Consider the following 26029-nt stretch of genomic DNA (forward strand, 5'->3'; position numbering starts at 1 on the left):
ATTCGGCAGAGGAGTGATTGATCCTTATGGAGAACCGTTTTCCTGGTGAACCTCGTTCCGGAGGCGTGTCCATTCCCGAGCCCATTCGTCCGGACGGCAGCGGGGCGACGGACCCGGGTCCCCGGGATATTTTGCGGGACTTGGAAAATCCGGATATGCTGGTTCCTCCGGTCACGGACCAGGGGTTGATTCCCAATTTGAAATTTTCGTTTTCCGATACGCACATGCAATTGGATCACGGAGGCTGGTCGCGGGAAATCACGATACGCGAGCTTCCCGTCGCGACGACGCTGGCCGGCGTAAACATGAGACTGACGCCGGGCGGGGTGCGGGAGCTCCACTGGCATCAGCAGGCGGAATGGTCGTTTATGATCGACGGGAGAGCCCGGATCACGGCTGTGGATCAAGACGGGAGAAATTTTATCGCCGACGTTGGCGTGGGCGACCTCTGGTATTTTCCGCCCGGCATCCCCCATTCGATTCAAGGGTTGGAAGAGGGATGCGAATTTCTGCTCGTGTTTGACGACGGACATTTCTCCGACATGAATACACTGTCGATTTCGGATTGGTTTGCGCATACGCCCAAAGAAGTGCTGGCGGCCAATTTTGGGGTTCCCCGCAAAGCGTTTGATCATATCCCGAAAGAGCAGGTATATATTTATCAAGGCCGGGTTCCCGGTCCGCTTGAAAGCCAAAAGATTACTTCGCCGTACGGCGAAGTCCCGCTCAGTTTCACGCACCGCATGTTGGCCCAAAAGCCGCTGAAGACCCCGGGCGGAAGCGTCCGCATCGCCGATTCCTCCAACTTCCCGATATCGAAAACAGTTGCCGCCGCCCTGGTTGAAATCAAGCCCGGAGGCATGCGCGAGCTGCACTGGCACCCGAATAACGATGAGTGGCAATATTATTTGTCGGGCCAAGGCCGGATGACCGTTTTTGCCGGCCACGGAGCGGCCCGCACGTTTAACGTCCGGGCGGGAGATGTAGGTTATGTGCCGTTTGCCTTCGGGCATTACATCCAAAATACGGGCGACAAAAGCATCTGGTTTTTGGAAATGTTCAAAAGCGACCGGTTTGCGGACATTTCCTTAAATCAGTGGATGGCTTTAACTCCCAGAGAGCTGGTGCAGAGCAACCTGCATGCCGGCCCCGTGCTGATGGATGCGCTGCGCAAGGAAAAGTGGCCGGTGGTGAAATATTAGCGGTTTCGCTCGTATTTCAATACTTCTTCGACATCGGCCATCTGGACCACCAGTTGCAGGATGTCCTCCGCATTTTCGTGCCTTTCGGCGATGCTGGAGAGAAGGATGCCGATGATTTTGACCGATGCATGATCGGGGTTATCCGGCGTTTCCCTCTCCTCCGGCGGCACTTTGGGAAGCACTAAATCCTCCAGCAGGACGGACACGCCGGGAAGGTCGCCAAAATCCTCGGGTTCAAACGGTTCAAACGGGCCGGAAACAGGTATGTATATGGTTTGTGTCCAGTCGAGCTCCCCGGGCCGGGCTCGGACCACAAGCTGCAGGGGACGGAGGGCGTCATCGTAAAAATCGCAAAAAGCCGCGATCCGCATCCTTTACATTCCCCCATTTCCTTTAATTTGGCGCTCCAGTTGGGAAAGCACCCTTTGGGTTTCGCTCGACCATCCTGGAGCCGCTTGCTTTTGCCGCCGATTCGCGGCCTGGGCCGCCGCAATTAGACTGCCGTGCAGCACCCGCCGCTGGATTTGATCCAGCCGCTGCTCGGCTAGTGTAAGCGGGACCTGAAATTGTTCGGCAATATAGGGAATCGCTTCGCCGCGATGGTCCGGCACGGGCAGCTTGGCGAACATGTAAAACGGCACGGCGGCATACAGCACGAACTGCTCGGCTTCGCTTTCCTGGGCGTTTTTGAACAACGCGGTCATACGGCGCTGATCCCCGGCATGCCGGAGCACATGGCACAACTCATGAAAAAAGATAACCCGGGCTTCCGCCGCATCCTTGTATTTGTTGAGAAAAATCACTTTCTCCTCGTTATCGGAAAAGGATGGGCAAGATTCATACACCAGCGCCACGCCAAAAGCTTCGGCCACCCGCTCAATGTCGAGATCCGCCGGGCTCGCAATCCCATGGTTCAGGCATTTCGTATTAATCCACTGCTCCAGAAGGGTCTCATGATAATAGGCGAATAACATCCAAAAACCACCTCAAATAAGAATATATGTTCGGTTTGGGGTCCAAAATAAGGGCCCCGCAATCAGGGCCGTAACGTGCATTATGTAAAAACCGGATGTTGATCGGCATTCCTCTTGATTACTTCGGTTCATCTCCGCCCAGCAGCTTCTTTTTCTGCTCACGGTATGCTTTTAAGGCAGCTTCCATCATGGCGATTTCATCGGCCGTATACGCTTCGGGACCGCCAAAAAAAGACATATTGCTCCCTTTCTCCCCGGAAGGGGACGGGTCCTGCGTACGGCCCAGCAAATAGTCGGCGTTCGTATCCAGGGCGTCGACGATCTTCCGCAGCGATTCGGGATCGGGCTTGCGGTCGTTCGTCTCGTATCTGGACAGCTGCGCGACCGACATTTCCGCTTTGGCAGCCAGGTCTTTTTGCGTGAGGTTATTTTGTTCTCTTAAGGATTTGATCCGCTCGCCTAGCGTTTGCATACTTACTCCTCATTTGCCGTTTAGTCCAGTATATCATGAATTGACAAATTGGTAAATAAGAAAAGATAAATTTGGATGGATTGATGGTTGACAAAATGAACAACGTCCTGCGTTTTAACTTAAATGTACTTCATGCCCCTTTTACCCTGTTCGACAGCAATTTAAAAGAAACGATGCAAATGGGCCAAATCAGCTTATTTTGGAAGGTATACCTGTAGAAACTTTTTTTGCTATGTGCTCGTCTAATTAATAAATGGAAAAATTAAGGCGATTGAAAATTACCGAAGTGGCAATATAATGTGTTGACATTACCAAAATGGTAATTTATAATCAGGATACAACTTACCAAAATGGTAAAAATGAGGAGGGAAATTGAATGGAAAGGAGGAGGTTTGAAGGAGACGGCTTGACAGAACAAGGAGAAGTCCCGTAATTCATGCTTGGCATATGAAACCTGTAATGGACAAGCAATGCTGTCTAGTGTTACCGAAATGGCATCAATTTAGAACCCGTTTTTATAGATCCGAGAACCGCGGCATTCATTTTAGCATAATGGACAGGAGGGCTTCTAATGGGAAGAAGACGGATTCATGTATATACTACTTTTTTTAGTACGCTGCCGGTCAATGAGGCGGCCACCCGGTTGGCGGTGGAAAAACGGTTGGAGGAAGTGAGGCAGTTCCGCCAAATCGGAATGATCCGGCAGGAGGCGATGATTACCCCTGGATACGAACCCCGGTACCATGGCGCCACCAACCAGGTCAGCAAACCGACCGAGCATCTGGCGATCCGCAATGCCGACAAGGAGGCGGAGCTGATCCGGAAATCGGAACTGCTCGACATGGCGATGGAGAAATTGTCGGCGGATCAGCGGGAAGTGATCGAACGCAGCTATCTCAGCCCGGAAGGGGAGTACGATTTCATCAGCTGCGGGGAAATGGGCATCTCCGACCGGACCTACCGCCGCATCAAAGCCAGCGCCATCCGCATCTTGGCGGCGGCGATGAGGCTTGAGGTGTATGAGGAGCAGGAAGAGACAAAAGCGAAAAAAACGAAACACGAGGTCGGCTGATGCCGGCCTTTTTGCATATTGTGGGGAGGGGGGAGGGCTCAACCTGGAATCCGGTGCTTTACAGCCGGCTGCCGGATCGGCCGAGCGTGGGCTGACCGTTGGCTGACCGTGGCTGGCTGTGAGCTGGCCGTTGGCTCAACCGTTGGCCTTCAAAAATAACGGTACTTTATGTACTTATATTCCGGAACCTAGCACGTTCATCTCCATTAGCGACATTTTATGTACTTATTTCCCTAAGAATGGTTCGGAAGACGGGTATATTGGCAGCGACGAGGGAAAATAACGACCTAAATTGCCTCTATTTCTTTCAAATGGACGGATATCGGAGGAATAGCGGCATTTTATGTACTTATTTTTTTACACAGGCACTAGCGTTGCATTAAATCTACATTTTCTAGCCACACCAATATTCTAACGGTTGCCACAAGCGTTATTTGTGCCAAAAACGTTGATTTCAAATTGTAACGGTTGCCATAGCCCTTATTTCACTGAAATCCGGCTATTTTGGCTTAGATTCAAGCAAATAACGACGCTTACAACCGTTAGAAATTAGAAAAGGTCTTTTTTCGGAAAATAGCCGCTACTACAACCGTTAAATTTCCGGGTAGCTTTTTTTGGGAAGTCTTTAGCAAAAGTTAATGCAACGCTAGTGTTACACAGGAGTTTTTACGTGGAGTTTCTCAGGCGGCCTGATTTTGTAAAGGGTTTTGCCGACACTATACCTTTCCTGTGAACGCTTTTCATACACTTGTCCGTTAGCTGTCCGGTGAATGTCCTCCGGTTGTCCGCCGCTTGTCCGGCACATGTCCGGCACATGTCCGGCACATGTCCGTTCGCTTGGGTTTATCCGTGGTAAATTGGTAGTGTGGAAATCAGGGACACCTGATCTGATCCTACTATAAACTTTGCGAAAGCCGCTGAGCCATCAGCGGTTTTTGTTTTGGAAGGAAGGATGCGTGTGCGGAAAAAGAGCAATAGCCCGCCGGTAAAGGCTTCGGCGCAAGTCTGGGCTCAGCCGGAACGCTGCCGGGGCTGCATTTGGGGACGTTTTGAAGGAACCAGACAGTTTTGCAGCCTTCCGCGCTGCGTGATCAATGAGTTTCACCTGGAAAGGAGGTGAGTATCATTGCTGGAGATGCGATAGGCGTGATTCGCGGCAAACTGCTGGAAGCCGTGCCGGAGTTGAAGGAAGTGTACGATTCGCCGCCACCGGCCCAGGCGGAAAGCGCATTGCCTTTTGCGGTTGTGCGGCCGGTCGGCGGGGACAGCGCGGACAGTGCGAACAGTACAGACAGTACGGACAGTGCTTGGAAAGGGCTCAGGCTCTTAAATGAGGTCGATCTCTATGTATCCGCAGCTGTCCCGGAGGAAATGGACCGGCTGGGCGAACTTGTCGTTAATGCGCTTGATAAGCAGTTGCTTGAGGCGGAAAGCGGAGAGCTTTGGGCCGGTTTGTATTTGGGAATCTTGGGCTCGGAGGGGGACGACCTTGACGAAGAACGCGGGGCGGCAAAGCGCGGGATGCAGATCGCGCTGATATCGCCGCAGCCTGTCTCGCAGTCGGTGCAGATCACCGGCGATTCGTGGCTTACGGCGTTAGCCGACTGGACGAAACGGACGCTTGGCCCGGAGTGGGCAGCGTTTTGCGGCGCTTGGCCGCCTGGCCATGCAAGGCCCGCGGTGCTGTGGCAAATGATCGACATGGACGTGCGGACGCTCAGTCCGTCATCCTTTGAGATCGAAAAGCGGATGACCGCGTTTTTCCGGGCGGAGAATGCCGATCAGGAGCACGCGGGTATGCTGAAGCTTCTTGAAGCGTTAGGCGCTGCGGTGAAAATCCCGCTGGACCGCGCGGAGCGGACGTTCCTGCGCATCGGCGAGCCAAAGGTGAGCGTGCCGACGGCCGGATTGGGGACTGTGGCGGCGGGTCCGCTGACCGTTTCGCTCATCCGGCGTACCGCCAAACCGGTGGAGGAAGCGCCGCTCATGCAATACGTTCATTATCAATCCAATATGAGGTGAGGCAAGTGGCAGGGAAAAAAGGAACGGCGGCCACGAAGGCAACTCAGACGAGGGCAGTTCAGGAAACTGCCGCTGCGAAGGTCGCGGAAGATCCAGCAGCGAAGGCCGCGGAAGATGCAGCAACAGAAAAAGCTTATCCGCTTCATGAGCTGATGGCGGTGTCCGAAACGCTGCTGGGGGTTAAGCCGGAGGTGCTGGCCGGTGCTGTGGCAGGGGCCAGAGCCGGGGTCGGAGATGGGGCCGGCAAAGAGATGATGCAAGTAGAGATGCAAGTGGAGGAAGCCAAGCGGCTGGTCAAACAATTTTTGGGGAAGAGGGTGCTTTAAATATGGCAGGAGGAACATGGAGTTTAACGGATCAACCGGTTTTGCCGGGACTGTATATGAATTTTGTGAGCGCGGCGGGGACCGCGATTGGGTCGGGAGCGCGCGGCGTAGTCGTCGCTCCGGTCAAAGCCCACTGGGGGCCGATGGGACAATTCACGGAGGTGGCGAACGAAGCGGCGATCCGGGAGCTGTTCGGGAATGACGACTCCGATGGCGCAACCGCGCTGACGACGCTGTATCTCGCACTGTTGGGCGGGCCGAAAAAGCTGCTCGCCTACCGGATCGCCGCCAGCACGGCGGCAGAGGCATCGCTGACGCTGAACAATGGGGAAGGCGCCGCTTCGCTTTTGCTCAAGGCCAAGTACCCGGGCAAACGCGGCAACAGCTTCAAGGTTACGGTTCAACCGAGCCTGTCGGTTTCCGGCAGTAAGGAATTGAAGCTGTATGAAGGTTCGACGCTGCTGCGGACGTTCCCGCTGGGCAGCGGATCGGCCGAGCTTGCGGCGGCCGCGATCAACGCGGACAAGGCCAACCTCTGGATTACGGCGGAGGCGGCTGGCGAAGGTACGTTGGCCGATGTGTCCGGCGCGGCTTTGACCGGCGGAGAAAGCGGCATTTCCGGCGTCACGAACGCCGATTACGTGGCGGCTATCGCCGCTTTTGAAACCCAGGACTTCCACGTACTGACGCTCGACGGTGTTTCCGACCCGGCACTGCGCACCAGCATCGTGGCTTGGGTGAAACGCGTCCGCGAAGAGGGCAAAGGTATCATCGCGGTGCTGGGCGGTTCGGCGGCCGACGATACCGGAGCCGACGCGGTGAGCAAAGCGATCGCCCGCAGCGCCGTTATCGATTACGAGGGCATCGTCAACGTCGGCACCGGCGCGGTTCTGAACGGCAAAGAGTACAGCTCCGCACAGATCGCCGCTTGGGTTGCCGGGCTGATCGCCGGCCAGTCGCTGAAGGAATCGACGACGTATGCGGCTTCGCCTTTCGACGATGTTACGCGGCGCTGGACCCGTTCCGAACAGGAGCAGGCGGTGCAAGGCGGGGTTTTCCTGCTCGTCCATGACGGCCGCAGGGTGAAGGTGCTGCGCGGTGTGAACAGCTTGATTTCACCGCGCCAAGGCCAGAACAAAGGCTGGAAAAAAATCCGCAAAATCCGCGTCATCGACCAGATCAACGCCGATTTGCAGCGTACCGCCGAGGACTATTACATCGGCAAGGTGAACAACACCGAGGAAGGCCGGCTGGCCCTGATCGGCGCCGGGAAGCAGTATTTGCAGACGTTGGCCGCGGAGAGCGTCATTGAGGCGACGGGTTTTGACGTCACGCTTGATCCGCGTTTTTACGGCAGCGCGCCGCAGTTTGTCCCTGAGGACGATCAGGTTTTCCTGGCGTGGAAAGCGGACGACACCGATGTGATGGAACAAATTTTCGGCACGTTTTACGTGCAATAATTTTTGAGGGGAGAGCTTATCTATGGCACAATTTCTTGATCCCGGCCGCGTGATTATGGGCACGTACGGGCAAATTTTTATCGAAGGCCAGTGGCAGTCGAATTTGAATCACCTGGAGGCCAACGTCGAAGCGGAGAAAAAGGAACTGAACCTCGTTGGCACCGACTATACCGTTTACAAGCTGGGGCGCAAAAAAGGAACTGGAACGATGAGCGGCTACAAAGTGACATCCGACATGATCGCGCGGGGCTTCCAGAAGTTTTCGATCATCCATAAGCTGGACGACCCGGAAGCCTACGGCTTCGAGCGGATTCAGCTGAACAACTGCATGGTGGACAAAATCCAACTGGCCAACTGGACGGCCGGAGAAGAAGTTACTGAGGAAACGCCGTTTACGTTCGAGTCGTACGAACTGCTGGACCCGATCGTGGCATCTTAATTTTGGATTATTAGGCCAGTAACTTACAAGAGGAGGAATCATTTTGAGTCAGGATGGGCTGTTGAATGAGCAGGAAATTTTGGACGGTCTTTTCGAGACGGCAGCGAATTTGCCGGAGGAGACCGTTTTTATCGGGCGGTTGGGTTTAAGGGTCACGCTGCGCGGTCTCACGTCCAGCAAGGTGGATGCGATCCGTGAGCGGTGCACGATCCGCAAGACGACGAAAGGCCAGGTCACGGAAAAAATCGACAGCGAGCTGTTTAACGCCGCATTGATCAAGGAAGCGACCGCCTCGCTGGAAGTGGTTAAGAAGCGGGAGAACGGCGGGGAAGCGCAAAGTTTGAAGCTGAGCGGCTGGGGCGACGACCGCCTGATCAGCCGGCTGAAGCTGTCCGGCGGGGAAGAGGCGGTGCGCCGTCTGCTGCTGGCCGGGGAACTGGACGCCGTCGGCGATAAAGTGCTGGAGATTTCCGGCTTTGGGGTCGACATCGATGATCTAAAAAACTGATCGGCTCCGGCGGCACGACGACGCTGCTGTTCCATTTGTGGACGCGGCATCATCTGCGCCCCGGGGAATACTGGTCGCTCCCCAAAGGAGAGCGTCTGCTGCTTAGAGCGTTTGCGGAGCGGGAGCTGGAGATGATGCAATGAGCGTCTCCCGGCTCCCGGTTTTCCCGCTTCCGGGCGGGCAGGCGAAGTACGGAGAAAGGAGGTAACGAATGGCCGACAAAGAGATCTATGAGCTCGAGATCGAGATCGATAACCGCGACGTAGACAAAACGCAAAAAAAGCTGCGTTCCCTGGATAAGCTGCTGCAGCAAACCCAGCGCCGCGCCGGGCTTTTGGGCAAAACGCGAATCAAACCCGCCGTCACGCTGGACGACCGCTTTTCTTCCGCCGCCCGTAAAATCGGCGACACGCTGACGCGGCTGCACCGCACCACGGTCAAACCGGTCGCCGAGCTCGACGACCGTGCGTCCAAAGCGGCCGTGAAGCTTTACGCTACACTGGCGGCACTCAGTGCCCCACGCTGGCGCGTTTCAGTCGCCGGCGTGGACTGGGAGACCGCGGTCGGGGATTCTTTTACGAAATGGATAAGCTCCGACGGCAAAAGCACGATGCAGCGCATCTCCTCGTCGATTGCCAGCGCGCTTGGCGGTGGGTTGAAGGAGAAGATCATGCAGGAGTTAGGGTATATTAAGATGCCTGAGAAGAAGAATTCTGGACAAGGTGGAGGGGGCAAGGGACGGAGAAGCGGAGGTTCGGGAAATCCGAAAAGGAAAACTCCTCCGTTTTTCGATTTTTTGGGGGTTCCAAAGCTTGATGCTTTTAACTTTCTATATCGCCAGATGACTAAGATATCCCCCAATGACATTTCAGGTCAAACTGGCGGTCCATCAAGCCAATTCCAAAGTTGGATTCGAAAAGCACCGGTGTATGCAGAAGCAGGGATAAAATCGGGTCAATCTTTCTTTAAATCTTTTTTAACCATACTTGATCCTCTACAAGTAGCTGAAAAGCTGGGAGCTAGCAAATGGGGGCCTGTTCAGGCAACTCAAAAAGTTCTTTCCGGACTGGGGATCGAATTCAAATCTAAATCCGGTTCTCCACAGGAATCAGGGGAATCCTCAACTTCCTCCAAAAAGAAGTCTCCTCTGCAGGATGTTTTGGATGGAACTTTCAAGGTCTTAGACTTTGGGGGAAAGGTCATTCAGGAATACTTTAAGGATCGTTATAAGGAACTTCTTGACCTGAAACTAATAGAAGCGAAGAATTCAGTTAAAAATTGGTGGCAAGCTAAATGGCCGGGGTTGCGATCACGCCTTGAGCCTAAAATTTCTCCCCAAAATATGAGGCGTTTAACGAATGCGGGTACGAAAAGTCTCAGATTTTTAGGAAATGTAGTCACCCCAGTTGTAAAAAGATTAGGGGGATATGCCGGAGTGCTAATGGACGGTATCGAGATATTTTCGGCCAAGCCAGGCAGGGAGAGGTATCAAAAAGTTACATCTGCCATTTTGGGAGGAGTGTTAGGAGCCCTCGGGGGAGGGCTAGGAACTTTGACTTCTCCCGTTACCGGTCCAGTAGGACCTGCTGTAGGTTCTGCCCTTGGAGCTACTGTCGGAGGTTTGTTAGGCGATCCTTTAGGCAGCTATATTTACGATTTATTTCATGGGAAAATCGAACAAAAACCTCAGGCATATTCCGACCGTGAAATGGCTCCAAGCGTGCAGGGAATTACTCCACCTGAACCATACGTTCCTAGGGTCATGGGGACGCCTGTTCCCGATTATTATGAGTTGCCTGAGGATCTAAGGTCCAAAATTGGTGTTCCTGGTTACTTCAATAAACCGTCAGCCCCGGTCAACGTTTCCCTATCCCAAGGCGCCCTCAACCTCACCGTCAACAAAGACGAGATCAATTACGACGAACTTGCCAAGGCGGCGGGCTGGAAAATCGCCAATGAGGTCAGGTTCGCCATGCAAAATCTGAAGTAAGGGGCGATGAGGAAGATGGAAATCCATTTGATCGACGGAGCGGGCAATGACTTTTATTTTCCGGTGAATCCGGACGAAATTTCGATTTCCCGCGGCAAGGCGCTGGAGACGGTCAATATTTTGTCGCTGGGGGAATATGATTTCCCGGCTGGGGAGAAGGTGAAAGAGGTCGCCTTCTCTTCTTTTTTTCCGGCGGTTTACGATCCGGGATACTGCAACTATGAAAATCTCCCCGACCCGCAGGAGGCGATGAATCAGCTCACCACGATGATGAACGGCAAGTCACCGGTGCGGCTGATTATTTCCGGTACGGCGGTGAACGTGCTTGTTACGATTGCCGCGCATAACAGCAGCTTTAAAGGCGGCGAGCCAGGGGACGTGTACTTCGACCTGACCGCCCGCACCTGGCGGGAGATGAAGGTCCATACGGCTGCTTCGGCGGCGGGGGGGTCGGCCAAAAAATCAACCCGTCCGGATACGAAAAAGCCGGCGAAAACCTACGTCGTCAAATCCGGAGACACGCTGTCCAAAATCGCTAAACTGGAGCTCGGCGACAGCTCGAAGTGGCAGCAGATTTACAAAGCGAATCAGAAAACGATCGGCAAGGACCCGAACAAAATCAAGCCCGGTCAAAAGCTGGTGATGCCGCAGTGAGTTACGAAGTGGTGCTGCAGAACAAATATTATTTGCGCGAGCTAGTGGAAGGGATCACGCTGAAGGATTCGCTGGACCAAATTTCTTGCCAAGGGACGATACTGCTGAAAATTCCGGCGTCTTTTCCCGGCATTGAACCGGGGCAGGAAATCCGCATTAGCGGAGTGCCGTTTAGCGGGGGCGGCGGAGCTTCAGGCGCTGGCGGTAAAAGCATGGCGCATTTGCTCCACCCCGGAGTCGTCTGGGAATGCTCAAGCTCGATCAAGCAGACAAAGCATATGACGGTGACGGTGTACGACCGGACGATTTATTTGGCGAAATCGGAGGATGAGTACCTTTTTTCAGCCGGAGGAACGGCCGCTCAACGCCTGCGAAAATACGCTGCGGACTGGAACATTAAACTGGATTCGGTGCCTGACACGAAAACGAAACTGAAAAAAGCCGTCTACCGGCCGCAGACGCTTTACAGCATGATCATGTCCGATCTCAAAGAGACGGTTAAGGCTGGAGGCAACATGTACATTCCGCGGATGACGCCTGCCGGGCTGACGCTTTTTCAAATCGGCAGCAACAAAACGGTCTGGGTGCTGGAGCAGTTGGAGGAAGCGACGCAAAACCGCACGCTGGAAGGCTCGGTCACGCGGGTGAAGGTGATCGGCACCGAGGATCAGAAGGAGAATGCGCCATCCAAGGTGTTGGCCGTGGCGAGCGGGGAAACTGCTAAATACGGCGTGCTGCAGCGGATCGTTCAGGACGAAAACGTCAAAACCGCCAGTGCCGCCAAAAAGTTCGCCGAATCCATGCTGACGGGCCTAGGGCAGTCCTACACCGTCACCTGTGTGGATCTGAACACGGTTCGCGCCGGGGATAAGGTGAATTTTAACGGATTGAATCTGATCGTGACGTCGGTGTCCCACGAGTTAGGCGAGCCTGGTCATATGACGCTGGAGCTGGCAACGGAGGCCGACGTGAAAAGGAGGTATTTTCTTGACAACTGATCCATATGCGGCTTTGGCCGTTTCGCTGCGGGAAAATGCCGCGAGGAAAGCGGCGGAAGCTTTGGCGGGCGTTTCGGCCGAACTGGGGACCATTACGAGGTCGGGGCTGAAGCTGGACAACTTTAAGCATGAAATCCAGGATTATTTGGTCGCGGAATTTCCGGGGACGTTGAAGCTGCCTCAGTTAGCGCTTACCGGGGAGGCTGGCTGGCTGGATGACGAAAGAGAACGCATCGTGGAAGTACAGCAAGGTGAATTCTCTTTTGAACCCTCGGAAACCGCGGGAGTGGCGTTGACCTTGCGGTACCAGCCAGGCGACCGGGTGCTGGCGCTGCCGATTAACGGCGGGAATGATGCGATCGTCATTTGCAGGGTGGTGAGCGGGAATGGCTAATCTTTTTCCGGAAGCGGTGGTGGATGCGTGGTCCTCTGCCGAGGAAGAAACGCCGGAAACGACGAATGATGAGGTGGCTTTTGGGCGAAGCTGGCGATTTGATTTTGAGGCCGGGGAGTTCGTAATGACGCCCACGCGAAAAATAGCCCGGGCCGACGACACCGCCGCCTGGGTGGTGTGGTGTGAAAAAGCGATCCGCACGCCGCGCTACCGGCATTTGATTTATTCGCGGTCGTACGGGCAGGAATTCGAAGAGCTGATCGGCAGAGGCTACAGCCGCGCCGTCCAGGAAAGCGAGATCGAGCGGATCGCGACGGAGACGCTGATGGTGGATCCCCGCACTTTAAGCGTGGGGGATTTTTCTTTTTCGTGGCAGGACGATGGATGCCGGTTTAGCTGCCGGGTGAAAAATGTCCGGGAGGAAGAGATAATCGCGGAAGGGAGTGTGACATGATGGCGGAGCTGCCGCTTTATTTGCAGGATCAAACGGAAGAACAAATCATGCAGCGGATGCTGGATAGGGTGCCTGCGGATATCGATAAATCCGAGGGTTCTTTTATTTGGGACGCTGAAGCCCCGGCAGCATTTATGCTGGCGGAGGCGGCGGTGTGGGCACGGCAGGTGCTGGAGCGCGGGTTTGCAAGTACGACGTACGGAGAGTACCTCGATTTGCGGGCCGCGGAGCATGGGGTGACCCGGCGGCCGGCCGTGGCGGCGACGGGCACGGTCAGGTTTACCGGGACGCCCGGGAGGACGGTTCCGGCGGGAACGGTCGTGGCGACGCCGGCCGACGAGGTTACGGCGGAGGCGTCGATCGAATACGAGACGACGGCGTCGGTAACGCTGGATGAAAACGGCGAGGGAAGCGCTCCGATTCGGGCTGTTGTGGCAGGGCAAGCGGGCAACGTACCGGCGGGCGTGATCGAGATTATCGCGACACCGGTGAGCGGCGTCACGGCGGTGACAAACCCGGAAGAGACCCGGGGCGGCGCCGATACCGAGTCGGATGAGCTGCTATTGGAGCGTTTTTATTCCCAGGTGCGAAACCAGGGGACGAGCGGCAACAAAGCGCAGTATATGAAATGGGCCGGGGAGGTGCCCGGTGTCGGCGGGGTGCAGGTAAAGCCGTTGTGGAAGGGGCCCGGAACGGTGGGAATTTATTTGCTGGACACGGAAAAGCGGGCGGCCAACGAGGAAATTGTGGCGGCAGCGCAGGCCTACATCGATCCGACCCAGGACGGGCAGGGAGAAGGCATGGCGCCGGCAGGCCCGATCGTCACGGTGATGGCGGCCGATGAGGTTCCGATCGACATCCGCGTCAAGCTTACGTTAGCGAGCGGGGTGACGCTGGCCGAGGTGCGGAAGCGGATCGAAGACGGCGTGCGTGCGTATTTGAAGCAGCTGGCTTTTGCCGATCCGTTGGTGCGCTTTACACGGATTGCGGCGATTCTGCTGGATATTCCGCCGATCATCGACTACGCCGAGTTGACGGTGAACGGGAACGCGGATACCAATTTGGAGATTTACCCGGGGCAGGTCGCGGTGCTGGGGACGGTGGAAGTTTATGAGTGAGTATGTGCTGACTAACATGAGGAGCATGGGTGAACCTTTGCTGGCGGATAAGAGTGGAGCTTTGCCGGGAAGTGCGGGCGAGCCATGGCCGGCAGGTACAAGCACCCCTTTACTTACAAGCCCGCGGGGGCGCGAAATGTTTTCCTATCTGCCGAGTTATTACGAAAACTCCCGGGTCATGCAGGCGGATGTGAATGCCAAAGGCGTTGAGCTGGATCGGCTGTTCGAGGCGCTAAACGAAACGCTGGAGCAGTTTTTTGTACGGACGGCCACTTGGGGGCTTGACCGCTGGGAGAGTGAGCTCGGCATCGAGACCGATCCCGGTAAGCCGCTCGACCAGCGTCGGGCTGTTGTTGAGTCCAAGCTGCGGGGAAGCGGGAAGTTTTCGGGGCGGCTGGTGAAGAGTGTGGCGGAGGCGTATTACGGCGGGAAGGTGGATGTTTTTTTTCAGCCCAGTGAATGGAGCTTTACGGTGAAGTTCGTGGATAGTGCAGGGATTCCGCCGAACCTGAACGATCTTATAGCCGTTATCGGAGAACTTAAACCGGCGCATTTGGCATTGAAGTTTGAATTTTCTTATTTGCTGATTCGCGACATTCACGAGGTGTTGACTCTTAACCAGATGGAACAAATCTCATTGAACCAATTTGCAGGAGGTGATCCGGTTGGCCAGTAATACACCTAATCTCAACCTACTCAAAAAAGACCCGGCAACCGATGGAAACGATACGTTTAACATCCAAACAATGCTAAATGACAACTGGGATAAAATTGATGCGGCGGTGGGGGAAGTTCGAGAAGAATTGAAGGACATCAATGTTCCCGATGCTTCCCTCACACAGAAGGGCATCGTACAGCTCTCTAGCGCCACGGACAGCACCGCAGAGGATCGGGCGGCAACGCCGAAGGCGGTCAAGTCGGCGTATGACGCAGCCACAGCGGCGCAGATAACAGCCAATGCTGCGAATACGGCGGCGGCAGGAGCACAAAACACGGCGAATGCTGCGCTTACGACCTCCGGCACAGCCGAGAGCAACGCTAAAAATGCAAGCATCCCCAGGGCCATGCGGTTTACCGGCGATCTGAACGGCGTTACAGAAAACGGCTTTTATGATGGGGCTAATATGGCGAACGCTCCAAGTGCCGACTGGTATTACGTCGAGCACATGTCGCATTCGCAAGATCCTGGTAACTGGCGGCTGCAAAGGGCAACGAATTTTTATGATGGCGTTACGTACTGGAGACAATTACGAGCCGGGACATGGACAGCCTGGCAGACATGGGGTGGAAATATGCCAGTTATTGTTAGTGGTAATACGGTTCAATATACGCAACCAACAGAGTATAGCTTTACAAAACAAACACAGAACGCCTATTTGCTCGTAGGTAAATTTATTCCTAAGGGTATCGGCCAGTTAAAAATACAAGCGGAAGTGTGGGGGGACACAGCTGCTGGTTTATACGTAAGCGCTTTTCCGATTGACGCAATAACATATACGTATGGCCTTATCGACTGGACAACACCACTCGGAACTGTGATTAATTTCAATCCTCCATTACTTACGGGAGTCTTTAGGTCTTCCTCATCCGGCATTGTTAATGTAAATGTAAGGCACCCTATTTTTTTATTTTTAGGTACTGGCACTATCAATACAAATATGACAATTTACGTTAAGAATATCACCGTACAATATGATGTTATTAATTAAGGAAGAATACTTCTTGCCTCCAGAGCCGATCCAAGGTAACTGGATAGATCATAAATATCTTATACGTAAGGTGGTATACATGATCAGAATGTTTAGGTCAAAAGATAGGACAGAAGCAATTGAGTTTCCGGATGGTGAAATGTCAAGGGTAACGGAAATCGCTAAGTTTACAGGCTTGACGTGTGACTGTCGAGGTAAATCCGGATGGAAGTGTTGTTAGGGCTGGATTGATTAGGGGAGCAACTGAGGCTCCACTTGTCGTTATTCCGGGGCAGTACGTGTACAAAGAGAGCAGCGGGAAAATCGGAAGATTTTTTTTATAAATTCTCAGCAGAGTTGAGCATTTCTATACAAAAATCAGATTTATGTGCTTTCTATCTGCTTTGAATGCACTTAATAGATGTTTTCTTAGCCTTCGGAGCCGATCCGAAGGCCATTTTTTTATCGAGAGAGGGTGAGGGTAATGGATATTACGGTAATTACTGCGGTAACGTCGGTCTTGGCCGCGCTGAGCGGTATTGCTTTAGGGTGGGCGGGGCGCGCAAAGGCGATGCGGCAGGAAGCGGAAGAGGCCGCGGAGCTGGAAGCGGTGCAGCGCGCCGATGTGGAATACATCAAGCGCGGCGTGGACGACATGAAAATCGAACAAAAGCTGCAGGGGCAGCGGTTCGAGGCGTTTTCCGAGCGATTGACGCGGGTCGAGGAATCGACCAAACAGGCGCACAAGCGGATCGACCGTTTGGAAGAATAGATTGTATCAAGGAGGTGATAGTTTTGGATGTTACTAAATATAATATAGAGCGCCGGTACATTGCCAAGCGATCCAACGTAAGACCCGGCACAAGGCTGAAGACGGGGACGCCGGAATTTTTTGTAGCGCACGACACGGGTAATCCGGGGGCTACGGCGGACAACCATTACAGCTATTTTAACTCGCAAACCGACCGCTCGGCTTCGGCCCACGTGTTTATTGACGATACGAAAATTTTGGAGATCATACCGACCGGTACCGGATCCGATCCGGCGGAGAAGGCCTGGCATGTGCGGTATAACGTAACCACTGACAACGATGCTTTCGGGTATGACGCCAACGATGCCGCGCTGGGGATTGAACTGTGTTACGGCGGAAAAATCAACTTTATCGAAGCATACAATCGTTATGTCTGGTATTTGGCCTTTTGCTGCGACAAGTGGAACAAAAATCCTTACACTTTTATCCCCTCGCACAAGCAGCTGGATCCGGCGCGGAAGAGCGATTGTGAGCAGGCCTTGGCCACCGGCGGCAAAACTTTAAAACATTTGCTGGATGACGTAGCCGCTGAAATCAAATCCACCCGATCCGCTAGTTCGAATGCGAACACCAATACTAACGGAAGTTTTACCCCATTGCCGGCCTCGATTGCGCAATCGCTAATCGACAACTACGTATCCCCGGCATGGTTTGCGTCCCAACGGAAAAACGACGAAGCCGGCAAAACCCATTTTCATAACCTGGCGAACAATCTGCGTTTAGCTGCCGGAATCCCGCTTGCCAACGATGCGGCCGCCAAACCGCTCACCCGGCTTCCCAAAAGCAACGCCCAGGAAATCATTTTCCGCTGGCTCTCCCCCGCTTGGTTTAAAGCGAAAACCGAAGGAAACGACCCGCGGGCTCAGCATTTTCACAATTTGGCGAATTACCTGCGGCGGGCGGCGGGAATTCCCGAGGAATAAGAAAGGAGGCGATAAGGGATGCAAAATGAAATTTTGACCAATGTGCTGGCTTTTGCTTCGGTCTTATCGGTATTTGTTTTAGCTGTTGTGCAACTCGTGAAAACAACGATAAACCTGCCGAAAAATTGGGTGCCGTTCATCGGCGTGATCATCGGTGTGTTGATCGGTGCGGCGGCGTATCCTTTTACGGACATGGACCTGGTGTTGCGGCTGTGGGCGGGCGGCTTGGCCGGCTTGTCGGCAACCGGGTTGTTTGAGCTTGGCAATAACCGGCCGGGAACGACGAAGGACTAATAAACCGCCGCGGCTAACGTTTCCGCCGAAATAGACCGTCACCTTCCTCTGGGGCGGTCTATTTTTTCTTTTTAATAATGTATCTGCCGCGTTTATCTTTGCACCAAGGATTCATCGAAAACAAGGTCTACGGAGCCGATTTTTTGTTCGGTATCCGTCTCCACATCAAATTCCCCGTTATGATCCTCGTCCAGATAAAAGCTTATGGTGGCGTTAGCGTTGGACGGAGTTTTGACCTCTGCCACCAAATCGAAGCGCCCTTCCCGATCGACGGTCAACTTCCCTTCTCCGATAAAAGAATGCCCGTCTTCGATTTGATAGAAGAAATAAGTTTCCCTGAGATTCGATGCTTTTCCGGAAATTTGAATTTGCCGGGTGTCCAGAACCGTTCCCGGACGGGGGTTATCCAATTGCAGCTTAACTTCATTTCCTCCGCAGGCTGTCAGCATTAAAATGAGGGCGATCAGCGGCAAAACAAGGCCATTTCTCATCATTTTCCTCCTGAAGGTTGTTTTTTTAGCTACTAAGATCACTTTAATGGATAGATTGGCGCCAATCAATAAACAACGAGGTGAAACGCCGGCGTTACGGTCGTAATGACAAGAAATAGCGATAAGAAAGTAGAAATTAATGATCGGTGGAAAAAGGGCCAAGATGAAAAAGTTGATGCGGTCATCAGCATTCATTGGAACGGCGGGAGCACAACGGCCAGCGGAACCGAAACCTATTACGCCCAGACAAGATCAGGCGATAAGCCGTTCGCTCAAGCGCTTCAAAACGGCGTTGTCAGTTACTTGGGTACGAAAGACAGAGGGGTGCTGGACGATACCAAAGCTGCGGTCGGTTCACTCGGCATTCTGCGATACCCGAGCGGCTCATCCTATAAATATCCGCGGGCGCTGATCGAGGTGGAGTATATCACGAATCCGACCGCGTTGGCTAATCTGGACTACCCTATCTATGAGGCCTCTCTCGATTTTGCGGCGGGGGTTCTCAAAGGGTTAAAGGAATATTTTGGAGGTTGACCGTTAATAGAAGCCCCGGGTCACCGGTAAGGTGATGCCGGGGTTTCTTTTTTTGGCGATAAACACGCAGGAACCGGCCAAGCAGACGCACAAGCGGGTTCTATGAAGCAGTCATACAATATATCAGGAAAGTGATAGATTTGGATAACGGGAACCGTCAATTTTGAAAATAACGGAGGGGTATTATGCTGGCGAAGCCGCTGCAAAGAGAATTTCAGAGCTACTGCGCGCGTCATAAACCTATTTTTGAAAACCGGGTCATACAGAGTTTTTTTCGCGATGAGTCAAACATCATTCTTTTGTTGAAATCCCAAGCAGGACAAGCGGACCGCCAAATGGCGTTAGAAACCCGATTCCGCAAGCACTATTTTCAAATCCGCTTTACCCGCTACCTCTCCTCTACCATAAAATATGCCGCCCTTGAACGGCTTCGTTTCTACCGGAAAATCGACCGCCGCAATCCGCTTATTTTCGATGTGCCTTTGTCCGATGGCCGGGGAGACCGATCCTTGGGAGAAGCGCTTACCGGTTCCGTAGATTTGTTTCCGTCCGACCCCGCAGTTGCCTCTCCTGAACAATTTCAGGAGACCTTCACCAATCCTTGTTTGTTCAACGCTTTTTCCAAGCTGTCCGCCAAACAACAAATCATCGTCACCAAGAGCTATGCGCTTTGCTATAAAGATCATGAAATCGCCGCCCAATTAAACATATCTCCCCAAGCTGTCAATAAAACAAGGAATCTGGCACTGAAGAAGCTGCGGCAAATGCTGACGGAAAGCGGTTAAAGCGATGGAAATGGAAAACGATTTATTCGACCTGGTCGCGCGAGCTCAAAATGGCGACAAAGACGCGTTGACCCGGATTATTGTCCGGTTTTTGCCGGCCATTCGAGCCTATCGTTATAAGGCTAAGGCCGATCGCCAAGACGATCTTGAACAGTATATCATCGAGACGCTTATTAAGAGAATTATGACTTATGATCTTACAAATTCCCCTGATTTTACGGATTTTTGCCGGAAACAGGTTGAAGATGAGCATAAAGATTGATACGACCGGAAATTGGGTCGTATTTTTATTTTTATATGGAAACTTTTAGAAAATAATTTCGTTTATTAATATTGAGGAAAATAAAGGAGGTAGCGCGAACTTGTTTAAGAATACGGAATTTCACAGGTTTCCCATTGTTTTTTTATTGATTTTTGTCATCTTGGCCGGCTGCAGTTCAGCCTCGGACACAACGAGGAACAGATCGGCCGAAGGTGATTTTCCGCCGCCCGTGGCAGCGGCCATCCGAGATTCCTTGGGGGATCCCCAAAGCAATCTGGCCAAGGAAGATCTGGAGAAGGTGGAAGGCATCCAATTGGAAGGGATAACCGAACCGATCGACTTATCTTCCTTAAAAAAACTTGTCAATCTAAAAAGCCTTACATTATCTTATACCAATGCTGAAAATTTAGATTTTTTGGGTGAAATTCCTCATTTGGAGTATTTGCAGTTGGAGGGGGTTGGTTTGGAGCAGTTGCCCGATTTTGGCAAGCTCCGCCTTAAATCGGTAAATATCAATGACAGCGATATCGAATCATTGGATTTTATTAAAAATTGGGATGCGCTTGAATATCTTTCTTTATCCAATGCGAGGTTAAGCAGTCTTGAAGGTATACAGCAAGCTAAGAATCTCGAAGGATTGCTTATCTCCAATAACCCGGTTAATGATATCAGTTTATTGAAAGAGCTTGATGTCCTGGAGCGTTTAGAACTGCGGAGCACCCGGGTAACCGATCTTTCGCCGCTGGCCGCTCTCGAAGATCTTAAGCTTTTGGACATTCGCGATACCGACGTTCGCAGAGTAGCTCCTGTTGCCAATCTGCCGAAGCTCAAAATATTGCTGGTTACGAAGAAAAACATAGACGATTTGCCAAAAGTTCCGGACACCGTCGATGTATCGGAAACCAATGTCCTCGCTTATTAGGGAAAAGGGATGGCGAAATCGCCATCCCTTATTAGCAGTTGCAATTACTCTGTGTAATAGGTAATATAGTCCACTTTGCCTTTTTGAGTGATTACATCCTGCAAGGTCGTGTTTTTGCTGCTTCCCGGGTCGTTTACTTTGAACATGGAAGCAGTGATTTCCGTGTAATAAGGATATCCGTCAATATCGACGGTAAGGGTGCCCGAAAAGCCTTTAACGACGACCAAATGATTAGGCACATGCACCATCACCGGGATTCGGCTGTTTACAATCAGTTCGAAAAGATCATCGCGAATATTGTCAAAAGAGCCGTTGGTTTTATTGTGCCAGGTGTGGGAATAAGCCTTAGCGGCGGTATCCCAGGCGAACGGACAATCGGCCCCTTTGTAATCCGATTTAAGTTTGTCCGTTAGCGTTCCGGGGTCTACATTATCGCCGAATCCCTTAAAGATCATGGCGGCCGAAGTCAAAAAGCAGCCTTCTTCACCAATCGTTCCGCCACAGCTCGTTTTTTTGCTGTACCACTTGTTTGTTCCGTCATTAAATTGTTTAAAACTAGGTGTTTTTAAATCGACATTATACGTTTTTTTGGCCATCATAACTCCACCTTCATGTTGAATTCGGAATGAAATAAATTCCGTATACTATTAAAGTGGAGTGAAGCTACTAAAAAACAACCGGAATTAGAGGATTCGGGGTATAGAAAAAATCAGGACCTCATTTTTTTACCCAATCGATAGTCTTGTATAGTATTGTCAATACCTTTTTTACTATGTTAGAATGAAATCAAATGAAACTGCATAAAATAAAGAGTGAAGATACGCACATCTTCACTCTGGCAACAGCCGCTTTGAAGAGCGGTCGGCTGTAGTCAAGGTCAGAGAAATAGACCATCTCCTACCACGGGCGGTCTATTTCTTTTTGTTTTGGTTTAACGTAGTGACTATCGTAATGACCAAACCGATCAGCGTTATTAAAAACGCTCCGAATTGAATCATTAAAGACAGCACGTCCTTAACCTCCACAGGCATCACCTCCCTTCAAGGGAGACTAGCCGACCACCCATCTCAGCCCTTCTGTTGTTAGGGGTATTATACCACAGACGATACTGCGGATCCTCGGGAACTATCTTTTCAGCCGGACATAAAATGCCGTTGTAAAGCTGTTCTATAAGACTTTTTGGATTTATTATCCCGTTGTCTACAACAACAATCCACGGAGGTATACTCTACAAAATGATATTTTTTATGTTATAGAGTCTTATAAAGAAACCGCTACTTTAAAGCGGTTTTTTCTATTTTAATTTGAGGATCAGTCCGCATGGAATGGTTAAATATAAGAGGATTAACATTTGATTTAATAAAAACGGCACTAAGCCGAGATCAGTGCTTGACGAAATAAATTATGACTCTAGCTCTATTGATTCGAGGATGCCGGACGAGGACTGAGGTGGCTGTCTATATATAGCATTCGTATCTTGGTTTCCCTGCAGGCTGCTTTGCACGATTATCCCTTTCGTTCAGAGGGCAGGGGGTGGGGGCTAGGATGTGAGGGATTAATAAGGAAAAAATATCTGCTTCTTACAAACCTATCTTCTTCTCCTGAATTTATCATCTTCTCTGATTAAACGGGATAATCGTGCAAAGCGTCCGGACAGCGGATGTAGATCTGCCGACCTGCCCACCGGCCTTCCCTGTCCTCAAGCTTTCAACGCCTTTCCAGCTTTTCTTTCCATGACCGGTTGCCGACATCACTGTCAAGCACTGATTATTAGACTGAGTCAAAAAAACATTATTTCCCTGTTGTATAAAGAACGTGTGTTTGCATATACTACAAACAAACGTTCTTATTTGGAGATGGTACTGGTGAAAAAATACATTGGCCGGACCGTTGAGATCATTTACATGGACCGCTTGGGAAAAATCACCCAGCGAAAGATCAAGATTCATGACGTCCGTGAAGGTCTGGTGCGGGCAACTTGCCTTGCTTCCGGCGAACCCCGGGCTTTTCGGCTGGATCGGATTTTGGCCTGTGTTCCGGTTGAACACCGGGGCCATGATGCTTCTTAACCTAGATTAGTAAATTTTCTTATCAATACGTCCGGGGCGGCTCCAAGCCGTTTCGGACTTTTTGTTCATTTATATAGGTGAAACGGATCAATTGTGGGATATTATGCCAACTAAGGAATTGTGAGGCCGGCGGCGGGTTGATAGAATGTATTGAAGTGTCTTTTCCATAAAATATCTAAATGTCCAGGTGTACGGAATGAATAGGACTAACTATGTGCTGTCGAATGATGAGTGGTTTTACCTATGCTTGCTTTCCGGAGCCACTACCTTGTTCGGTTTGGAAAATGTGCTGAATGGCCTTAATTTGCAGGAGGCCCGCCAACGATGGGAGATCGTGTCCGGGCGGCTGAAGAGAAAACATATTTTGACGGAAGAAGATGAGGATCAACTATACATAAAGCGTGATTATGCCGCGATTGCGGAAATTTTGTCGTTTCCGGACCAGGTGTTTGCTTGCTTGGTGGAAAAAAACGGGGCAGTCTCCATGGAATTTATCCATTGCCGGGCGGGGATGTTCACGCGCTTAACTGGGGAAGAGACTTGCGAGGTCCAGCTTTGCACCGGCGGGAAGAAGCGATTGCCATGCTCCGGGAGCAGTTTTTGCTTAGCGATTGTGAGCAGGAGGCATTTTACCCTCTACCCGCGGCGGAGGCCAATTACGCTCTGGCGCTTGCAGGTGCGGGAGAACAAGGAGCGGCAACGGTTCTTTGGCAAAAGCTTGGGATAGACGGCCAAACCTCGTCAGACTTAGCGGAAGCCTTTGGGCCACAGTCCGATTGCCGGGTCATTGCCGGATACCACTTGGCTTCTGGAGAGGAGGCCGAAGCGCTGTTTACCTGTGCGCGAACAGAAAAAGGAACCTGGATGCTGGGGATGATGCCGGAGCGAAGTCAGGCCCTTTTGTTTCGGCGCAAACCGCTTTCCGCTCTTGAACAACTTTTTGCGTTTCCAAGTATGTTGGGGAAAGGAGGGGGAACGTCTTGGAACTGAAGGTTGATCCGGCCCGCATTAACGGGCTCGCAGACGAAGTACGCCGGTTGGAGCAACAGTTCGGGGATCAAGTCACAGTTACGCTAAAAAGGGTATCGGAGTTAGCCAGTAGAACAAGTTCGGCTTATTCCGAGCCGGGAGTCCGCTCCGCAATATCTGAAGTGGAGCGGCGGATGGAGCGGATTAGGCAGCTGTCCCGGGAGATCGGCGGCGAATTGCGCACGAAAGAGAAAACGCTGCGCTGGGCGGCGAACGAGTATACTCGCCAGGAGCAGGAGTCCTTTTTAAAGGCGAAGCAGTTAAAACTTCCAGTTACCTTAAATAAATTTGCCGCGCTCCCGACGACTTCAGGGAATAAAACGAGCGTCTTTCCTTTGCCGTTTTCGGCGTTTTCCTTATTCTCCCGGGCAGCGGTTTATATCCCTATCACTGTGGAGCCGCTTACGAAAGAACTGACTCTGGATCCGGAGCATAAAAGCGATGAAGTGCTAAAACTGCAGGAAAGATTGCAGGAACTGGGGTACGAACTGGAAGCGAACGGGTGTTTTGACTCGGCCACGTTGAAAGCAGTTAATCGGTACAAAGAAAAATACGGCCTGGACAATACCGGAGATCGGCAAGGAATCGTGGATGAAAATGTGTGGCGGACTCTGTTCGGGAAGCTGAGCGGGCTGCTGACGGTGCAAATGCACGGTCAGGCCTATTCCGAGCCGTTGAAAATGGCGCAGCTACGGTTACAAGAGCTGGGGTTTGAGGTCGAGGCGAACGGCTATTTTGATGAAGCTACCGTACGCGCGTTGGAAGGGTTCCGGGAGGTTTACGAGAAGGATCAAGACGGGCTCCAGGGTGTAATCGGGCCGGCAACCTGGCAGGCGCTGTTTAACATGCCGAAAGTGGAACCGGTTGAGGATTCCAAGAGCGAGCCGCAATACTATATCACGTCGGTAGATCCGCGAAGCTATTCGCTGGACGATGTGCTAAACCGCGATGATCCGGAAGTTCAGGAGCGGCTGAAGCAGACCTATTGGGCAGATTTGACCAAGGAAGAACAAGACAGGATCTATAACGAGCTGAAAGAACTTGAGAAAAAAGAAGAAAACGAGATGCGGCAAAAACAAAGCGGCATCGGCAATCCTTTTTTTGCGAACTTGATGGTTGGCGGGTCGAATGCTGTGGTGAACGCAATCAACACGGCCTCGGCAGGATTGCCGGAGCTGCTTGCCGAATGGATTATGGGACCGGAACCGGAAGGTTACGTAAATCCGCTGGATGATCCGTACGGCAAAGGAGTTGGCGAAGCTGCCGGAAATGTAGTCGGGTTCTTTTTGCCCTTTAAATATTTAAAAGCTGTGAAAACCCCGGCGGCTCTCTCCAAGCTATCGCCGACGGTGGTCAGATCCATGACGGCGGGAGCGGTCTTCGGCACGGCTACCGAAGCATCTGACGCGGTAACCGACTTCAAGCATGACGGCGACCAAGACCTCGCAGGCCGCGCCCAAAATATCGCTCTTGATACCGCTATGGCCGGAGCCGGGGACGTGACCTTCACCTATGCGTTTAAGCTCATTTCCAGCGCGCTCAAGAGTACAGCGGGACAAAAGCTGACCGGGTGGCTGAAGCGTTCGGAAGTGGAGGAGGCTCCCACCGTGAAAGAAGTGAAGCCATCAGGCACGAGTGTAGTGGCTGAGGGGACGGGGAATGATGCTTGGTATGCAAAAAAACCTCTTAATCCCTCTGATTTTGTTGGTACATTTGACGAAAGTTTTGCAGGGTTGAGCAATACAAAAAAAGTAGATTTAGCATTTATGGAAATTGAAAAGGCGTTTGGTAAGAAGTATGCTGATGAGATAAGGAAATTATATGAATCCACTAATCGTAGTTTTACTCAAACTGGAGATACTTTAGGACTATTTAAGTTTAATGCAAAAGGCGAACCGGTTTTAGAATTAAATAAGAGTTTCGGTAACGCAAAAATGATGGCTAATACGATCTTGCATGAAATTAAGCATTATAGACAAGCTCTTAAGTTGGGTAGAAAAGAATTTATGGCGTTACCCGATGAACAAGCTGAGAGGTACGCAACATCGACAAATATCTGGCAAGGGAAAAGGATGGGGCTTTCTGACGAAGACCTTCAGTGGTTTCAACAGTATTATGACTTTTTTAGGGGGCTGTAA

At 51.9% G+C, this 26029-nt stretch carries 31 protein-coding genes and 1 pseudogene; 26 read left to right on the forward strand and 6 right to left on the reverse strand.

The window, feature by feature from the left end; genetic code table 11:
• Positions 1 to 26 precede the first annotated feature (26 nt).
• Positions 27 to 1202, forward strand: coding sequence for an oxalate decarboxylase family bicupin (locus DYE26_RS32255; protein ID WP_036620902.1), 1176 nt, complete (start codon positions 27 to 29; stop codon positions 1200 to 1202).
• On the opposite strand, the gene DYE26_RS32260 is transcribed toward DYE26_RS32255, so the two are convergent.
• From DYE26_RS32260 to DYE26_RS32270, 3 genes are all read right to left on the reverse strand, one after another.
• Complete coding sequence (locus DYE26_RS32260; protein ID WP_036620904.1) at positions 1199 to 1573, reverse strand: hypothetical protein; 375 nt, start codon at positions 1571 to 1573, stop codon at positions 1199 to 1201. The two genes, DYE26_RS32255 and DYE26_RS32260, sit on opposite strands and share 4 nt — an antisense overlap.
• A 3-nt stretch (positions 1574 to 1576) precedes the next feature.
• Positions 1577 to 2176 (reverse strand): ImmA/IrrE family metallo-endopeptidase, encoded by a 600-nt coding sequence (locus DYE26_RS32265; RefSeq protein ID WP_036620906.1) that lies wholly within the window; start codon positions 2174 to 2176, stop codon positions 1577 to 1579.
• 118 nt (positions 2177 to 2294) lie between these two features.
• The gene (locus DYE26_RS32270; protein ID WP_036620908.1) at positions 2295 to 2648 is read right to left on the reverse strand and encodes a helix-turn-helix domain-containing protein; all 354 of its coding nucleotides are present in this window, start codon (positions 2646 to 2648) and stop codon (positions 2295 to 2297) included.
• 571 nt (positions 2649 to 3219) lie between these two features.
• Between DYE26_RS32270 and DYE26_RS32275 the strand changes: the two genes are divergently transcribed.
• The 18 genes from DYE26_RS32275 to DYE26_RS32355 all read left to right on the forward strand — a co-directional run bounded on the left by DYE26_RS32275 (position 3220) and on the right by DYE26_RS32355 (position 17799).
• On the forward strand, positions 3220 to 3720 hold the full coding sequence (locus tag DYE26_RS32275) for an ArpU family phage packaging/lysis transcriptional regulator (protein WP_036620910.1): 501 nt from the start codon (positions 3220 to 3222) through the stop codon (positions 3718 to 3720).
• A gap of 1146 nt (positions 3721 to 4866) precedes the next feature.
• Positions 4867 to 5742 (forward strand): hypothetical protein, encoded by an 876-nt coding sequence (locus tag DYE26_RS34465; protein WP_051985336.1) that lies wholly within the window; start codon positions 4867 to 4869, stop codon positions 5740 to 5742.
• A 5-nt stretch (positions 5743 to 5747) separates the two neighbouring features.
• Positions 5748 to 6068 carry a YqzN/YkzM domain-containing protein gene (locus DYE26_RS32285; protein WP_036620913.1) on the forward strand — a complete coding sequence of 107 codons (321 nt, stop codon included), beginning with the start codon at positions 5748 to 5750 and terminating at the stop codon, positions 6066 to 6068.
• Between the two features lie 2 nt (positions 6069 to 6070).
• A complete protein-coding gene (locus DYE26_RS32290) occupies positions 6071 to 7528 on the forward strand; it encodes a phage tail sheath family protein (protein ID WP_036620915.1) in 1458 nt (485 codons plus the stop codon).
• A 22-nt stretch (positions 7529 to 7550) separates the two neighbouring features.
• A complete protein-coding gene (locus DYE26_RS32295; RefSeq protein WP_036620917.1) occupies positions 7551 to 7967 on the forward strand; it encodes a phage tail tube protein in 417 nt (138 codons plus the stop codon).
• 43 nt (positions 7968 to 8010) lie between these two features.
• Positions 8011 to 8475: a phage tail assembly chaperone gene (locus DYE26_RS32300; RefSeq protein WP_036620919.1), complete on the forward strand. Its 465-nt coding sequence runs from the start codon at positions 8011 to 8013 to the stop codon at positions 8473 to 8475.
• A gap of 23 nt (positions 8476 to 8498) precedes the next feature.
• Positions 8499 to 8618, forward strand: coding sequence for a MucR family transcriptional regulator (locus DYE26_RS34645; protein WP_164815305.1), 120 nt, complete (start codon positions 8499 to 8501; stop codon positions 8616 to 8618).
• A gap of 68 nt (positions 8619 to 8686) precedes the next feature.
• The gene (locus DYE26_RS32305) at positions 8687 to 10465 is read left to right on the forward strand and encodes a hypothetical protein (RefSeq protein WP_036620922.1); all 1779 of its coding nucleotides are present in this window, start codon (positions 8687 to 8689) and stop codon (positions 10463 to 10465) included.
• A 15-nt stretch (positions 10466 to 10480) separates the two neighbouring features.
• Entirely contained in the window at positions 10481 to 11119 is a 639-nt protein-coding gene (locus DYE26_RS32310; RefSeq protein ID WP_036620925.1) for a LysM peptidoglycan-binding domain-containing protein, read from the forward strand.
• Positions 11116 to 12117, forward strand: a complete 1002-nt coding sequence (locus DYE26_RS32315; RefSeq protein ID WP_036620928.1) for an XkdQ/YqbQ family protein — start codon at positions 11116 to 11118, stop codon at positions 12115 to 12117. Before DYE26_RS32310 ends, DYE26_RS32315 begins: the two co-directional genes overlap by 4 nt.
• Positions 12107 to 12511, forward strand: a complete 405-nt coding sequence (locus tag DYE26_RS32320; RefSeq protein WP_036620929.1) for a hypothetical protein — start codon at positions 12107 to 12109, stop codon at positions 12509 to 12511. Before DYE26_RS32315 ends, DYE26_RS32320 begins: the two co-directional genes overlap by 11 nt.
• Positions 12504 to 12965, forward strand: a complete 462-nt coding sequence (locus DYE26_RS32325; RefSeq protein WP_036620931.1) for a DUF2634 domain-containing protein — start codon at positions 12504 to 12506, stop codon at positions 12963 to 12965. The genes DYE26_RS32320 and DYE26_RS32325 overlap by 8 nt, the downstream gene beginning before the upstream one ends.
• Positions 12965 to 14083 (forward strand): baseplate J/gp47 family protein, encoded by a 1119-nt coding sequence (locus tag DYE26_RS32330; RefSeq protein WP_036620932.1) that lies wholly within the window; start codon positions 12965 to 12967, stop codon positions 14081 to 14083. The genes DYE26_RS32325 and DYE26_RS32330 overlap by 1 nt, the downstream gene beginning before the upstream one ends.
• A gap of 136 nt (positions 14084 to 14219) precedes the next feature.
• Positions 14220 to 14759, forward strand: a complete 540-nt coding sequence (locus tag DYE26_RS32335) for a YmfQ family protein (protein ID WP_036620934.1) — start codon at positions 14220 to 14222, stop codon at positions 14757 to 14759.
• Positions 14749 to 15792 carry a pyocin knob domain-containing protein gene (locus tag DYE26_RS32340; RefSeq protein ID WP_051985337.1) on the forward strand — a complete coding sequence of 348 codons (1044 nt, stop codon included), beginning with the start codon at positions 14749 to 14751 and terminating at the stop codon, positions 15790 to 15792. The genes DYE26_RS32335 and DYE26_RS32340 overlap by 11 nt, the downstream gene beginning before the upstream one ends.
• Before the next feature lie 463 nt (positions 15793 to 16255).
• Complete coding sequence (locus tag DYE26_RS32345; protein WP_036620935.1) at positions 16256 to 16543, forward strand: hypothetical protein; 288 nt, start codon at positions 16256 to 16258, stop codon at positions 16541 to 16543.
• Between the two features lie 14 nt (positions 16544 to 16557).
• Positions 16558 to 17505, forward strand: a complete 948-nt coding sequence (locus DYE26_RS32350) for a peptidoglycan recognition protein family protein (protein WP_240534111.1) — start codon at positions 16558 to 16560, stop codon at positions 17503 to 17505.
• A gap of 18 nt (positions 17506 to 17523) precedes the next feature.
• Positions 17524 to 17799 (forward strand): holin, encoded by a 276-nt coding sequence (locus DYE26_RS32355; RefSeq protein ID WP_036620937.1) that lies wholly within the window; start codon positions 17524 to 17526, stop codon positions 17797 to 17799.
• 92 nt (positions 17800 to 17891) lie between these two features.
• Here DYE26_RS32355 and DYE26_RS32360 read toward each other — a convergent pair whose 3' ends face one another.
• Complete coding sequence (locus DYE26_RS32360) at positions 17892 to 18290, reverse strand: hypothetical protein (protein ID WP_036620939.1); 399 nt, start codon at positions 18288 to 18290, stop codon at positions 17892 to 17894.
• Between the two features lie 99 nt (positions 18291 to 18389).
• Here DYE26_RS32360 and DYE26_RS32365 point away from each other — a divergent pair.
• The 4 genes and pseudogenes from DYE26_RS32365 to DYE26_RS32380 all read left to right on the forward strand — a co-directional run.
• A pseudogene (locus DYE26_RS32365) lies at positions 18390 to 18824 on the forward strand (N-acetylmuramoyl-L-alanine amidase family protein); the annotation flags it as partial.
• Between the two features lie 335 nt (positions 18825 to 19159).
• Positions 19160 to 19609 (forward strand): sigma-70 family RNA polymerase sigma factor, encoded by a 450-nt coding sequence (locus DYE26_RS32370; RefSeq protein ID WP_164815304.1) that lies wholly within the window; start codon positions 19160 to 19162, stop codon positions 19607 to 19609.
• Positions 19610 to 19613: 4 nt separating this feature from the next.
• Positions 19614 to 19871, forward strand: coding sequence for a helix-turn-helix domain-containing protein (locus DYE26_RS32375; RefSeq protein WP_036620944.1), 258 nt, complete (start codon positions 19614 to 19616; stop codon positions 19869 to 19871).
• Between the two features lie 100 nt (positions 19872 to 19971).
• Positions 19972 to 20793: a leucine-rich repeat domain-containing protein gene (locus DYE26_RS32380; RefSeq protein WP_036620945.1), complete on the forward strand. Its 822-nt coding sequence runs from the start codon at positions 19972 to 19974 to the stop codon at positions 20791 to 20793.
• 44 nt (positions 20794 to 20837) lie between these two features.
• On the opposite strand, the gene DYE26_RS32385 is transcribed toward DYE26_RS32380, so the two are convergent.
• Both DYE26_RS32385 and DYE26_RS34470 read right to left on the reverse strand, forming a co-directional pair.
• The gene (locus DYE26_RS32385) at positions 20838 to 21389 is read right to left on the reverse strand and encodes a C39 family peptidase (RefSeq protein ID WP_036620946.1); all 552 of its coding nucleotides are present in this window, start codon (positions 21387 to 21389) and stop codon (positions 20838 to 20840) included.
• A 315-nt stretch (positions 21390 to 21704) separates the two neighbouring features.
• On the reverse strand, positions 21705 to 21824 hold the full coding sequence (locus tag DYE26_RS34470; RefSeq protein ID WP_230877209.1) for a putative holin-like toxin: 120 nt from the start codon (positions 21822 to 21824) through the stop codon (positions 21705 to 21707).
• An 825-nt stretch (positions 21825 to 22649) separates the two neighbouring features.
• Between DYE26_RS34470 and DYE26_RS32390 the strand changes: the two genes are divergently transcribed.
• The 3 genes from DYE26_RS32390 to DYE26_RS32400 all read left to right on the forward strand — a co-directional run bounded on the left by DYE26_RS32390 (position 22650) and on the right by DYE26_RS32400 (position 26029).
• Positions 22650 to 22862 carry a hypothetical protein gene (locus tag DYE26_RS32390; protein ID WP_371861056.1) on the forward strand — a complete coding sequence of 71 codons (213 nt, stop codon included), beginning with the start codon at positions 22650 to 22652 and terminating at the stop codon, positions 22860 to 22862.
• Between the two features lie 196 nt (positions 22863 to 23058).
• Positions 23059 to 23589, forward strand: coding sequence for a hypothetical protein (locus tag DYE26_RS32395; RefSeq protein WP_124331678.1), 531 nt, complete (start codon positions 23059 to 23061; stop codon positions 23587 to 23589).
• A 253-nt stretch (positions 23590 to 23842) separates the two neighbouring features.
• Complete coding sequence (locus DYE26_RS32400) at positions 23843 to 26029, forward strand: peptidoglycan-binding domain-containing protein (protein WP_036620949.1); 2187 nt, start codon at positions 23843 to 23845, stop codon at positions 26027 to 26029.

This window comes from Paenibacillus macerans, assembly GCF_900454495.1.
In the GTDB taxonomy this organism is placed as follows: domain Bacteria; phylum Bacillota; class Bacilli; order Paenibacillales; family Paenibacillaceae; genus Fontibacillus; species Fontibacillus macerans.